The sequence below is a fragment of the Methylobacterium sp. 142-1Y genome (assembly GCF_057747795.1).
The window spans coordinates 74,137-86,967 of record NZ_CM173224.1; the positions used below are offsets into that span (position 1 = coordinate 74,137).

13 protein-coding genes are annotated in these 12,831 nt (G+C 68.8%); 3 read left to right on the forward strand and 10 right to left on the reverse strand.

The features are described 5' to 3' along the window. Window positions 1-17 precede the first annotated feature (17 nt). Complete coding sequence (locus tag AC3AOF_RS00385; RefSeq protein WP_236992525.1) at window positions 18-314, reverse strand: hypothetical protein; 297 nt, start codon at window positions 312-314, stop codon at window positions 18-20. 485 nt (window positions 315-799) lie between these two features. On the opposite strand from AC3AOF_RS00385, the gene AC3AOF_RS00390 reads away from it, so the two are divergent. Both AC3AOF_RS00390 and AC3AOF_RS00395 read left to right on the forward strand, forming a co-directional pair. Beyond that, window positions 800-1,372: a helix-turn-helix domain-containing protein gene (locus tag AC3AOF_RS00390; protein WP_236990882.1), complete on the forward strand. Its 573-nt coding sequence runs from the start codon at window positions 800-802 to the stop codon at window positions 1,370-1,372. Next, the gene (locus AC3AOF_RS00395) at window positions 1,285-1,875 is read left to right on the forward strand and encodes an IS630 family transposase (protein WP_236993125.1); all 591 of its coding nucleotides are present in this window, start codon (window positions 1,285-1,287) and stop codon (window positions 1,873-1,875) included. The genes AC3AOF_RS00390 and AC3AOF_RS00395 overlap by 88 nt, the downstream gene beginning before the upstream one ends. 127 nt (window positions 1,876-2,002) lie before the next feature. Here the strand turns inward: AC3AOF_RS00395 and AC3AOF_RS00400 are convergent, their stop codons facing one another. The 9 genes from AC3AOF_RS00400 to benA form a co-directional block, all read right to left on the reverse strand. Next, entirely contained in the window at window positions 2,003-3,250 is a 1,248-nt protein-coding gene (locus tag AC3AOF_RS00400) for an FAD-dependent monooxygenase (RefSeq protein WP_488347376.1), read from the reverse strand. Window positions 3,251-3,323: 73 nt separating this feature from the next. Further along, entirely contained in the window at window positions 3,324-4,670 is a 1,347-nt protein-coding gene (locus AC3AOF_RS00405; RefSeq protein WP_488347377.1) for an MFS transporter, read from the reverse strand. Between the two features lie 275 nt (window positions 4,671-4,945). Further along, window positions 4,946-5,224, reverse strand: coding sequence for a muconolactone Delta-isomerase (gene catC, locus AC3AOF_RS00410; RefSeq protein WP_236992522.1), 279 nt, complete (start codon window positions 5,222-5,224; stop codon window positions 4,946-4,948). 4 nt (window positions 5,225-5,228) lie between these two features. Further along, complete coding sequence (locus tag AC3AOF_RS00415; protein WP_488347378.1) at window positions 5,229-6,398, reverse strand: muconate/chloromuconate family cycloisomerase; 1,170 nt, start codon at window positions 6,396-6,398, stop codon at window positions 5,229-5,231. 360 nt (window positions 6,399-6,758) lie between these two features. Beyond that, the gene (catA, locus tag AC3AOF_RS00420; protein WP_488347379.1) at window positions 6,759-7,688 is read right to left on the reverse strand and encodes a catechol 1,2-dioxygenase; all 930 of its coding nucleotides are present in this window, start codon (window positions 7,686-7,688) and stop codon (window positions 6,759-6,761) included. A 31-nt stretch (window positions 7,689-7,719) separates the two neighbouring features. Next, window positions 7,720-8,529: a 1,6-dihydroxycyclohexa-2,4-diene-1-carboxylate dehydrogenase gene (locus AC3AOF_RS00425; protein WP_488347380.1), complete on the reverse strand. Its 810-nt coding sequence runs from the start codon at window positions 8,527-8,529 to the stop codon at window positions 7,720-7,722. Continuing rightward, window positions 8,526-9,539: a benzoate 1,2-dioxygenase electron transfer component BenC gene (gene benC, locus AC3AOF_RS00430; RefSeq protein WP_488347381.1), complete on the reverse strand. Its 1,014-nt coding sequence runs from the start codon at window positions 9,537-9,539 to the stop codon at window positions 8,526-8,528. Before benC ends, AC3AOF_RS00425 begins: the two co-directional genes overlap by 4 nt. A 10-nt stretch (window positions 9,540-9,549) precedes the next feature. Continuing rightward, on the reverse strand, window positions 9,550-10,041 hold the full coding sequence (benB, locus tag AC3AOF_RS00435) for a benzoate 1,2-dioxygenase small subunit (protein ID WP_236992518.1): 492 nt from the start codon (window positions 10,039-10,041) through the stop codon (window positions 9,550-9,552). Window positions 10,042-10,292: 251 nt separating this feature from the next. Next, on the reverse strand, window positions 10,293-11,621 hold the full coding sequence (gene benA, locus AC3AOF_RS00440) for a benzoate 1,2-dioxygenase large subunit (RefSeq protein ID WP_236992517.1): 1,329 nt from the start codon (window positions 11,619-11,621) through the stop codon (window positions 10,293-10,295). Window positions 11,622-11,869: 248 nt separating this feature from the next. Between benA and AC3AOF_RS00445 the strand changes: the two genes are divergently transcribed. Then, window positions 11,870-12,778 (forward strand): LysR family transcriptional regulator, encoded by a 909-nt coding sequence (locus AC3AOF_RS00445; RefSeq protein WP_488347382.1) that lies wholly within the window; start codon window positions 11,870-11,872, stop codon window positions 12,776-12,778. The last annotated feature ends 53 nt before the right edge of the window (window positions 12,779-12,831 follow it).

Consider the following 12,831-nt stretch of genomic DNA (forward strand, 5'->3'; position numbering starts at 1 on the left):
CTGGCCTTGAAGGGCGATCAGTGCGCGGCGGTGTGGAGCGCCCAAACGTCTTCCTCGACGTCGAGCAGCGTCTCGTGCACCTGGCGCGCCAGGGCAAGCGCCGCTTCGTCGCTCGCCGCCGAACCGCTGAAGCGGGCGATGACCGCGAGCGATTCGACCGACAGGGCTTGCCGGAAGCGCGCGAACCCCCCCGGGCACTCGGCCTCGTAGGACAAGGCGAGGTCGCGCAGGACATGCGCGAGCAGCTCCGCGGCACGGGGAGGGGTGGGGGGACGGCCCTTGGCGGCCGTCGTCGCGTCATATGCCAGGATCATGCTCGCGCAAGTAGTACTTGCTCTATGTTATAAAAATTCGGGCTTACAGCCTAGGCCGGATGGGGGTGGCCGCGAGCCGGATCTCTCGTTTGCCTCTCGCGTAGCGGTTGTGGCTCGCCTAAGGCCGATGGCGCTGAGTTTTTTCCGGATAAACACAACAAGACGTGGGTTATAAATCGATAAGCATGAAATTCATGCAGTCTTCATATCCTCGATAGTCGCTTCGTTCACTATGAGACGCTGGAATGGTCTCGCCATCCGTCTACGATCGACGCGATGATGGCGGATCGCAATCTTAGATCGACAGGCCATCGCACAGCTCGTCGCCGGAGGCCTACGCACAAAGACTCGTGCGCCGGCATTCGGCCTAGTCATATGAAATCGATGAAATGATACGATTTCCGTATGATTCGATCAGCTTAGCTGTGAACTGACGGGTGTGCTGGCGCATTGGTCGGTCATGCTGTTTGTCGAAGGAGGCGGCGATGGCTGGCCCGGTAGCCCACCTGAGCGTGTCGGAGTTGGCGGAGCGCTTCACGGCCTGCCGTGACGCGCGCACCGCCCGCCAGACCCAGGCGATCTGGCTTCTGGCCAAGGGCCACAGTTTCGCAGAAGCCGCCGCGGCGACCGCCTTCAGCGAACGCTGGGTGCGCCGTTTGTGCGAGCGCTACAACGCTGAGGGGGTCGAGGCGCTGGGTGATCGGCGCCGCCACAACGGGGCCGCGGCCAGCCTCCTGACGCCAGATGTCCTCGAGCGATTGCGTCAGCGCCTGGCCGAGCCGCCGCCGGACGGGGGCGTGTGGACGAGCCGCACGGTGGCGGACGTCCTGGCCCAGGACCTGGGGCGCGAGCAGGTGGCGGTGCAGCGCGGCTGGGAGGCGCTCAAGGCGCTGGGCTGGTCGCTGCAACGGCCGCGCCCGCGCAACCCGCGCGCGGCCACGCCCGAGGCTGCGCAGGCTTTTAAAAAAAGTTGGCGCAGGCCGTCGACGAGGAGGAGGCCCGTGAGCCGCGCCTGCCGGTCGTCGTCTACGCGATGGACGAGCACCGCCTCGGCCTGAAGCCGGTCACGCGACGGGTCTGGGCGCCGGCGGGAGAGCGGCCGGTGGCGCTGGGCCAGCATCGCTTCAAGTGGCTGCACGTCACCGCCTTCGTGGCGCCGGCCATGGGCGAGACGGTGTGGTACCTCTCCAACGGCCTGTCCAAGCCGTTCTTCGAGCGACTCTTGGCCGACTTCGCGCGCGAGGTCGGAGCCGGCACGCGCTGCCGGGCGGTGGTGATGCTCGACAATGCCGGCTGGCACACGCAGCCCAATCTAAGCGTGCCCGAGGGTGTGCGGCTCGTCTACCTGCCGCCCTATACGCCCGAACTGCAGCCGGCCGAGACGTTGTGGCCGCTGGTCGATGAGCCGGTGGTCAATCGGTACATCGCCAACCTGGATGAGTTGGAACGCGTGGTCGAGCAGCGGTGCGCGACCTTAAGCGAGCAGCCCGGCCTCATCAGCTCACGCACAAGCTTCCACTGGCTGCCCAAAACCGCAAAGCCAAAGCCCAAGCTGGCCTAATCAACCGGAAAGCGTATGAAATGGCTTTTCAAGAAAAGGGGTGTTCGTGCGCCAAGGCCGCCGCGCAGCGGCAGCCTCTCCGTCCCCGCCGGCAAGCACCTGGCTGCAGTGCCTGCGGGCGGTGGAATCAGGCGGCTCTCGATTCCCCCGCGATGGCATCCCTGACCACGGCCCGCGCGTCGAAGGCGTGGATCCAGCCGAAATTTTCTGGGAAACGCGCCATCCGGGCGTCGCGCCGCGCCAGCGCCTCGGGGCCGATGGAATCGGGCAGGTGCAGCAGCCGGTTCGTCGCCCAGGCGCTGCGCTGAATCGTGCGGGTGCGCGCCTGTCGCAAGCTCCGGTAGCAGCGCATCATCCCGTCGAGGTCCCGCGCCCCGCCCGCGGCGAGCAACTCCGCCAGGGTCACGGCATCCTCGATCGTGGTGTTGGCGCCCTGGCCGTGATGGGGCAGCATGGCATGCGCGCTGTCGCCCATCAGCACCGCCCGGCCGCGATGCCAGCGCCGCAAGGGGTCGGTGACGAACAGGCCCCAGCGCTGGGTCTGGGGCAGGGCGTCGATCATCTCGATCACGGCAGGGTGCCAGCCGGCAAAGCCCGCCAGGTGCTCACCCGCCGCGATGCCGGCAAGCCAGCGCTCGCAGGTCCAGGTCTGCGGCCCCTCGACGACGGCGAAGAAGTTGACGGAATCGGCCTCGCCGCCGATGGCGTAGTGCAGGAGATGCGCGTCCGGCCCCATCCAGAACTGGATGGCTTGCGGGTCGGGGAGCGAGGGCAGCAGGCCCATCGGCACCACGCCCCGGAAGGCGCTGGTGCCGGAATAACGGACTTTTTCGCCGCCGGTGATCCAGCGCCGCACGGCCGAGCGCACGCCGTCGCCGCCGACGACCAGATCCGCCTCGACCTCGACGCCGTTCCCGAAGGTGAGCGCCATCACGTCGCCGTTCTGGTCGAGGGCTGTGAGGCGGTGGCCGAGATGCAGGCCCTCGCCGGCGAGCCCCCCGCTCAGGACCTTCTGAAGGTCGGCCCGGTGCACGCCGTAATACGGCGCCTCGACCTTCGCCCGATAGGCGCCGCCGTCGCGGACCGGATGAGCGGCGACCCGGGCGCCGCTGCGGCCATCGCGAAAGATCAGTTCGGTCGGCTCGGTCGAGACGGCGGCGAGCGCCGGTCCGAGGCCCAGCCGCTCCAACTCGCGGGTGGCGTTGGCCGAGAGCGCCACGGCGGCGCCGATCTCGGCCAGTTCCGCCGCCTGCTCGTAGATCGCGGCCCTCAGGCCGTGGGCGCGGAGCGCGAGGCCCAGGGTCAGCCCGCCGATGCCGCCGCCGACCACGGCGACGCGCAGGGGTTTTCGGGGAGCGGAGGCTGTCGATGGCATGGCGATCTCCCGGGATGGCGCGCGGATTCGAGGAAACCCGCGCGGGGCATGGCCCGCGCGGGGAGGGGACGCGTCAGGTGCTCTGGAGCGCCGGGGCGAGGCGGGCGGCGGGCGTGCCGAGCCGGCCCTTGAGCATGATGCTCGCGGCGGCGATCAGCGCCGGCACCGCCACGATGCCGAAGGTCGCCGGCAGGCCGAAGCCGAGCCCGATCAGCGAGGCGCCGATCATCGAGCCGACCACCGAGCCGACGCGGCCGACCGCGTTGGCCCAGGCGACGCCGGTGGCGCGGTTGGCGGTGGGGTAGTAGCTCGCCGAGAGGGCGTTGATGCCGATCTGCGAGCCGGCGACGCAGAACCCGGCGCCGAACACCGCCACCACCAGGAGCGCGATCGAGCCGGTGGAACTGCCGATCAGCGCCACGAAGCCCGCCGCCGCGAGGTAGGACAGGCCGAGCACCGCGTGCGGGTTCACCCGGTCCATCAGCGCGCCCAGCACCAGCCCGCCGACGGTGCCGCCGGTGGCGAGCATCACGGTGACGAGGGAGGCTTCCTTGAGGGTGAGGCCGGCGCTGCTGATGATGGTGGGGAGCCAGCTCGACAGCAGATAGAAGATCAGGAGGCTCATGAAGAAGGTGAGCCACAGGCACAAAGTGCCGGCGATCAGGCCCGGCTGGAACAGCTGGCCGATCGGCGAGCCCTTGGGCTTGGCGATGCCGGTGAAAGTGGCGCCGGAGAAATCCTCGGCCGGAGCGATGCGGCGCAGGAGCTTGGCGACACGCTCGGCCGGGGCCTGCTTGAGCACGAGGAAGCGCGCCGATTCCGGCAGGCCGAGGATCAGCACCGGCACCAGCACGAGGGGCAGAACGCCGCCGATCACCAGCACCGCGGGCCAGCCGAAATCGGCGATCAGGTGCGCCGCCGCGAAGCCGCCGAGCGCCGAGCCGACGGTGAAGCCGCAGAACATCGCCATGGTGAGAAACGAGCGGCGGTGCTCGGGGCAGTATTCGGAGGTCAGCGTGATCGCGTTCGGCATCGCGCCGCCGAGCCCCAAGCCCGTGACGAAGCGCAGGATCGTCAGCATCTCGATCGAGGTCGACCAGGCCGAGGCGAGGCTGGCGAGTCCGAAGAAGGCGGTGGTGACGATCAGCGTGCCCTTGCGGCCGACCCGGTCGGCGAGCGGGCCGAACAGGAAGGCGCCGATCATCAGGCCGAACAGGCCGGCCCCGAACAGCGGCGCCAGCTGCGCCTGGGTCACACCCCATTGGCTGCGGAGCGCCGGGGCGATGTAGCCGATGGCGGCGGTGTCGAACCCGTCGATGGCGACGACGAGGAAGCACAGCAGCACGATCCGCATCTGGAAGCGTGAGACGCCGTGGCGGTTGATGACGTCCTGGACGTCGATGCTGCGTGGAGTGGGCATGGCGTTGGGTTCCTCCTGGATAGTGTTCTGTAACTTTTTGATTTTTCGCCGCGTGGCATGGGGATCGTCGAGGTCATCGACAGATCTTTCACCCACCGGGTCATCCCGGGGCCGCGCAGCGGAACCCGAAATTCATAACCGCTGACGATGCAGGACGAGGCGATGCGCGTTCCGACTTGTTCCGAACTGTCGGCGGTTCTGGATCCCGGGTTCTCGTCTTCGACGAGCCCCGGGATGGCGCGGAGGGTTTCACGAACCGGGGATCGTGCCGTCCGTCACCCGATTGCCGAGGGGTGTCGCGCGAGCGGCGTCACCTGCATCGTCATGAACGGAAAAAGCGGCAGGCCGGACAGGATGTCATGCAGTTCGTCGTGGCTCTCGACGTCGAACACGCTGATATTGGCGTAGCGACCGGCCACCCGCCACAGATGCACCCACTTGCCCTGGCGCTGGAGATCCTGGGCTCTCGCCTTTTCGTCGGCCTTCAGATTCGCCACGTATTCGGGATCGAGGCCGTGCGGGATCGCGACGTCCATCTCGACGCAGTACAGCATGGGATCAGTTCCTTGCGTAGTGGCGCAGCTTGTCGGGATCGAGGGTCACGCCGAGGCCGGGGCCCTCGGGCAGGTGCACCGCGAAGTCGTGGAAGGCGAGCGGCTCGGTGACGAGGTCGCCGGTGAGGATCTGCGGCCCGAAATGCTCGCAGCCCCAGGCGAGATCGCGCAAGGTCGCGAAGGCGTGGAGATGCGCTGCGGCCCCGACCGAGCTTTCGAGCAGGCAGCCGCCGTACAAGCCGATGCCGGCGGCCTCGGCCACCGCCGCGACCTTGCGCAGCTCCACCAGCCCGCCGTGCTTGACGAGCTTGAGCGACACGGCGTCCGCCGCGGCGGCTTGCGCGACGCCCATCATGTCGTGGGGGGTGAACACGCATTCGTCGGCGAGCAGCGGCGGCACGCGACCTTGAGCGCGCAGGCGGCCCATCCCGGCGACGTTCCAGGCCGGCAGCGGCTGCTCGACGAGGGCGATGCCGAGATCGGCGAGAACCGGCAGGCAGCGCCGGGCGGTGGTCTCGTCCCAGGCCTGGTTGGCGTCGACGATCAGGGTGGCGCGCTCGGACAGCGCCTTCGACAGGCGGGTGAGCCGGGCGAGGTCGGCCTCGGGTGATTGCGCGCCGATCTTGATCTTGAAGGTGCGGTGCAGCCGTGCCGCGAGCTTTCCTTCCGCTTCCGCGATCTCCTGGTCGGGATCGCCGGAGGCGAGCGTCCACAGGACCGGGAAGCTCGTGCGTACGGCCCCCCCCAGCAGCGCCGATACCGGCAGGCCGAGGGTCTGGCCGACCGCGTCGAACAGGGCGGTCTCCAGGGCCGCCTTGGCGGCGTTGTTGCGCTTTGCCGCCGCATCCAGGCGCTCGCCGGCGCCGACGAAGCGGTCGGCCGGCTGACCGATCAGGGCGGGGGCGAGGTAGGTGTCGATGGTGGCCTTGATGCCCTCGACGCTCTCCTCGCTCCAGCGCGGCCCGCCGAGCGTCGCCGCCTCGCCGATGCCCTCGACGCCGTTGGCGAGACGCAACTGGACGATGACGTAGCTCTGGGCGGTGACCGAGGTCTGGGACAGCTTGTGCTTCCGCACCGTCGGCACGTCGACGATCGTGGTGCGGATGTCGGCGACCGTGAGGTCTCGGGCGGGCGCTTGATGCACGGCGTCGTGGAGCTGGTTCTTCGCGAGCATGGGGGTCTCGGGATGTGTGGGGTGGGGTCGGTTCGGGCTTGAAGCGCGGGCTCTGAACCCTCCCCCCTCTGCGGCAGGGCTGTTCGGGTAAAGAAGGGCGCGGGTCTTCTCCTCTCCCCGCGGGCGGGGAGAGGGCTGTGTCTCCGTTCAGGAGACGCAGCAAGCGGAGGCGAAGCCGGAGCGAGGGTGAGGGGGTGGTGCGAAGGGGCCTCTTCCTGAGAGACCCCCTCACCCTCGCCCTATGGGCTCCCTGAGCCCCTTCGGAGCTCAGGCCTCTCCCCGCCCGCGGGGAGAGGGGAAATCAGCGCCTTTTCCTTTTCCCGGACGGCCCTGTGCGGGGGAGGATGCGGGCGTTGCGCTTCAGGCCGCCTCGGCATGCGGCCGCACCACCACCGGGTCGGGCGCATGCGCCACTTCCGCGTTGAGCGCGAAGTCGAACCGGATGGTCGAGAACGGTGCGTCCAGCCCCGCCGCCGCGATCGCCGCCGGATCGGTGACCGGCACCACCTCGGCGATCAGCCCGTCGCGGGTGGCGAAGGCGAAGTCGTCGTGCAGATAGGGATCGTCCGAGAGGTTGATCTGCGTCGTCAGCTGCCGGTGGCCGGGGCCGGAGACGAAGAAGTGGATATGGGCCGGGCGCTGGCCGTGGCGGCCGAGCTGGTCGAGCAGCTTCTGGGTCTGGCCTTGCGGCGGGCAGCCATAGCCCTTCGGCAGGATGCTGCGGAAGCGGTAGCGGCCCTCCCCATCCGTCTCGATGCGCCGGCGCAGGTTCCAGGTGCTCTGGCCCTTGTCGAACACCGAGTAGTTGCCGAGCGTGTTGGCGTGCCAGACATCGACGATGGCGCCCGCCACCGGTGCGCCGCCGTGACCCGTCACCTGACCCTCGACGATCAGCACCTCGCCGTCCTCCGGGTCGTCGTCGAGGCGCGCCTCGCCCTTCGCCAGCGGAGCGCCGGCGACGTAGAGCGGGCCCTCGATGGTGCGCGGCGTGCCGCCCTCGATCCCGGCCGCCCGCTCCTTGGCGTCGATGCACAGATCGATGAAGTGCTCGACGCCGAGACCCGGCATCAGCAGGCCGAACTCGTTGGCCTGGCCGGTCTCGGTCAGGTAGCTCATCGCGGTCCAGAACTCGCTCGGCGTCACGTCGAGATCCTCGACGATCCGGCAGGCATCCTCGACGACGCGGCGCACGATCTGCTTGATGCGCGGGTTGCCGGAATCGGTCGAGAGGCCCGCGACCTTGTCGAACAGGCTTTGCGCCTCGGCGGAATCGGCGATCTTCGTGGTCATTGGCGTTTCCTCTCTTGCTTGGGTGATGGGGTCAGCCGAGGTCGCCGCCGGCCACCGGCAGGACGGTGCCGGTGACGTAGGAGGCCTCGTCGGAGGCGAGGAACAGGATGGCGGCGGCCTGCTCGGCGGCGGTGCCGTAGCGGTGCATCAGGCTCGACGCCTTGGTCTGGGCCACCACCTCGGCGATCCAGGCGCGTTCCTGGTCGCTCGGCGGGGTCGGGTTGCGGGCGATGCGCCGGGGCGGCGCCTCGGTGCCGCCGGGGGCGACCGCGTTCACCCGGATGCCGTGCTCGGCATATTCGAAGGCGAGGCAGGCGGTGAGGGCGTTCACCCCGCCCTTGGCGGCGGCGTAGGGCACGCGGTTGACGCCTCGCGTCGCCACCGACGACACGTTGACGATGCTGCCCCCGCCATTCGCCAGCATGTGCGGCAGCGCCGCCCGGCAGCACCACAGGGTCGGGAACAGCGAGCGCCGGATCTCGGCCTCGACCTCGTGCGGGGCGTAATGCGCGAACGGCTTGAACCAGATCGAGCCGCCGACATTGTTGACCAGCACGTCGAGCCGGCCGAACCGGGCGACGGCGGCGGCCATCACGCTCTCGCAGCCCTCGAAGGTCTCGGCATCGGCGAGCTGCACCGCGGCCTTGGCGCCGAGGTCGCGGGCCTCGGCCGCCGTCTCCTCGACGATCTCCGAGCGATCGGTGAGGAGGAGGGCGGCGCCCTCGCGGGCGAGGCGCAAGGCGACCTCGCGTCCGATCCCTTGCGCGGCGCCGGTCACCACCGCGACCTTGGCCGAGAAGCGGTTCGGCGAGACGAAGCCGCTCATGTCGGGGGCGCTCATGCCCCACCCCCGACACCGCTCGCGGCGAATTTCTCGTAGTGGAAGCTCGCCGGGGTCAGCCCACGCTCGGCGAAGGTCTTGCGGACCGCGTCGACCATCGCGGGCGGGCCGCAGAGATAGGTGTCGATCGCGCCGCCATGCAGATGCGCATCGGCCAGATGCTCGGTGACGTAGCCCCGCTTCGCATGCCGGCTGTCGGGGGAGGCGACGCAGGTCTCGAAGCTGAAGCCCGGGATCTTGGCCGCGGCCTCTTCCAGCGCCCCGGTCTCGACGAGGTCGGCATCGTGGGTGACGCCGTAGACGAGGTGGATCGGCTGGTCGGTGCCGGTCTCCGCCACCTTGCCGAGCATCGACAGGAACGGGGCGAGGCCGGTGCCGCCGGCGAGCATCAGCACCGGGCGGCGGATCTCGCGGAGATAGAAGCTGCCCGAGGGGCCGGCCAGGTCGAGGCTCGCCCCTTCCTGCACGCCCTCCGCGAGATAAGTGCTCATCAGCCCACCCGGGATGTTGCGGATCAGGAACTCGGCGGTGCTGCTGCCCGGGACCGAGCTGAACGAGTAGGACCGCGCCTGGCCGCTGCCCGGCACCGCGATGTTGACGTACTGCCCCGGCAGGAAGCCGACCGGCTCCCCGGTTTCGACAGAGAGCCCGAAGGTGGTGTCGGACAGGCGCCGAACCGCCGAAACCCGGCCCTTGAGGGCGGCGGCCTTGGTCTTGCAGACCTCCGAGGAGGCGGCCACCGCCAGAACCAGGTCGGTCCGCGGCCGCATCTGGCAGGCGAGGCCGTAGCCCTGCGCCGCCTCCTCGTCGGAGAGCGCATCCTCGATGTAGCTGCCCGGATCGAACCGGCCGGATTCGCAATGGACCCGGCAGGTGCCGCAGGCGCCGTCCCGGCAGTCGAGCGGGATGTTGATGCCGAGGCGGTAGGAAGCGTCGGCCACGGTCTCGCCCGGGCGGCAGGCGATGAAGCGGGTGACGCCGTCCTCGAAATTGAGCGCAACAGTGTTCACGGCGCCCTCCCTAGATGTGATAGACGTCGATGACGTGGTGGATGTAGTCGTTCTTGAGGATCACCTTCTTGGTCTTGATCAGCGGGGTCTCGCCGCTGGTGTCGAGGGTGTAGAACGACGTGCCGAAATGGGTATCGACGGTCTTGTAGCGGTAGTTGAAGGTGAGCCAGTTGAAGCGGAGCTTGATGCTGGTCTCGTCCTGCTCCAGGATCTCGACGTTCGAGATGTTGTGCGAGGTGCGCGGCTCCGGCAGGCTGGTGGCGCTCGACCGCTCGGTGCGGATGCGGAACACGCGGTCTTCCAGGCCGCTGCGGCTGTCGTAGTAGATCAGCGAGACGTCGGTCTGCGGATCGGTGACGAGCTGGTCGTCGTCGTCCCAGGACGGCATCCAGAACTCGACGTCGGGGGCGTAGAGCGCCAGCCAGGCGTCGAAGTCGCGATCGTCGAGGAAGCGGGCCTCGCGGTAGAGGAATTGCTGCACCTGCTCCAGGGTGAGGGGCATCGGGGGGCTCCGTATGGGCGTGCGGGGGCGCTCAGGCCCTGGGTGGGGGCGGCGCCGCGGATGTTCTGAACTGATGTCTGCAGCTATGGCGCCTTCCCCTCCCCCTTGTGGGGAGGGGCTAGGGGTGGGGGTGGTGCCGCGTAGAGCGCGAGGCTTTTCTGGCACCACCCCCACCCCCCGCCCCCTCCCCACAACTTGCAGCGATACCGGGCAAGCCCGGGATCGCCTGGGGAGGGGAGAAGGCCGGCGGCTTACGGCAAATGCCGCCGCATCGTGTCCATCCAGTAGCGGTGCTGGATCGCGAACAGGCCCTCGTCCTCGGTCTTGGCGCCACTGAGCAGCGGCGTCAGCCCGATCGCCCGCGCGCCTTCGTCCGCGCCCTCGATCCAGTGCCGGGCGCCGCGGCAGAGGTCGTTCCACTGCGCCGCGCGGCCGCGATAGCCGATCTGGCAGGCGCGGAATTCTTCGAGGTCGTCCGGGGTCGCCATGCCGCTGGCGTTGAAGAAGTCCTCGTACTGGCGAATGCGCCGGGCCCGCGCGTCGGGCGCCTCGCCCTTGGGGGCGATGCAGTAGATCGTCACCTCGGTCTTATCGACGGCGATCGGCCGGTAGGTGCGGATCTGCGACGAGAACTGATCCATCAAGTAGACGTTCGGGTAGAGGCAGAGGTTGCGCGAGCGGTTGATCATCCAGTCCGCCATCGCCTGCCCGTGCTGCTCGGCCAGCTCGCCGCGGCGGTCCCAGTTCGGCCGGTCCTCGGGGTTCGCCCAGGTGGTCCAGAGCAGCAGGTGGCCGTGCTCGAACGAGTAGAAGCCGCCGCCTTGCTTCGCCCAGCCGCCCGCATCCATGGCGCGGGTCTTGTCGACGACGTGCGATTCCTTGCGCCGGCTGGTGGTGGCGGCGTAGTTCCAGTGCGTCGCGCTGACGTGGTAGCCGTCGGCGCCGTTCTCGGTCTGGAGCTTCCAGTTGCCGTCGAAGACGTAGGTCGAGGAGCCGCGCAGGACCTCCAGCCCATCCGGCGACTGGTCGACGATCATGTCGATGATCCGGGTGGCTTGCCCGAGATGCTCGGTCAGCGGCTTCACGTCGGGGTTGAGGCTGCCGAACAGGAAGCCGCGGTAGTTCTCGAACCGGGCCACCTTGGTCAGGTCGTGCGAGCCGTCGCGGTTGAAGCTCTCGGGGTAGCCGGCGCCGTCCGGGTCCTTGACCTTCAGGAGCTTGCCGCCGTTGCTGAAGGTCCAGCCGTGGAACGGGCAGGTGAAGGTCGCCTTGTTGCCGCGCTTGTGCCGGCACACCATCGCGCCGCGATGGCTGCAGGCATTGACGAAGGCCTGCAACTCGCCCTTGCGGCTGCGGGTGATGACCACCGGCTGGCGGCCCATGAAGGTGGTGAAGTAGTCGTTCGGGTTCGGGATCTGGCTCTCGTGGGCCAGGTAGATCCAGTTGCCCTCGAAGATGTGCTGCATCTCCAGCTCGAAGATGTCGGGATCGGTGAAGATGTCGCGCCGGCACCGGTACACGCCGGTCTCCGGGTTCTCCTCGACCGCGCCCTCGACCACCTGATGCAGATCGTCCAGCATGTTCGTCTCCCTGCCGCGCCGGCTGTTCTCGGGACGAGACGGATCGTTGCCGGTCCACGCGCCGTGCGGGCCGGATCGGGCTCTCGTCCTGCGCAGGGTGGCGTGGTCTCGGGGGGACTTGTCGTCCCGAGCCCCGCTCGCGCCCTGAGCGTTTCCTCTTTTTTAAGTTCTAAGGAACCGGCATAGAGAGGTCCAAGACCGATTGGGAACAAAACCATTCCTGGCAGGAATGATTGGGGAGGAATGAGTTGGAGCTGCGCCACCTGCGCTACTTCGTGGCTGTCGCCCGCGCGCAGAGCTTCACCCGCGCGGCGGAGGCGATGCACGTCGCCCAGCCGGCGCTGAGCAAGCAGGTGCAGCAGTTCGAGGAGGAGTTCGGCCTCGAACTGATCGAGCGCGGCTCGCGTCCGGTGCGGCTGACCGAGCCGGGCCGGGTGATCTACGAGCAGGCGCTCCAGATCCTGGAGCGGGTCGACGACCTGCGCGAGACCGGCCGGCGCCTGCGCGTCGCCGAGCGCAACAGCTTTCGCATCGGCTTCGTCGCCTCGACGCTCTACGGGCGATTGCCGGAGATCCTGCGCGGCTACCGGACGAAGCGCCCAGACGTCGACATGACGCTCCTCGAATTGCTGACGCTGGAGCAGATCGCGGCGCTGAAGGAGGGCCGGATCGATGTCGGCTTCGGCCGGGTCGAGATCGAGGACCCGGCGATCGAGCGGGTGCTGTTGCGCAACGAAAAGCTGATCGTCGCCGTGCCGATGGCCTGGGATGCCGAGCGATCACCCGGGCCGCTGAAGCTCCACGACCTCGCCGAGACGGCCCTGATCCTCTACCCGAAGAGCGCGCGGCCCAACAACGCCGACCGCATCCTGGCGCTGTTTCGCGAGCACGGGGTGCGCCCGCCGGTGATCCACGAGGTGCGCGAGCTCCAGACCGCGCTCGGCCTCGTCGCGGCGGAGGCCGGGGTCTGCGTGGTGCCCGCCTCGATCGAGCGCCTGCGCCGCGACGGCGTCGCCTACCGGCCGCTCGACGAGGACCGGGCGCTGATCCCGGTCATCATGAGCTACCGCAAGAACGATCCCTCGCCGGAGATCGGGGTGATCTTGCAATGCGTGAGGGAGGATTACGAGCGGGAGGGGTTGCGGTTCGGGGTGTGAGGCAAGGAATTTCGGATGATGGTTCTATCCAAGCCACAACCTCATCCTGAGGT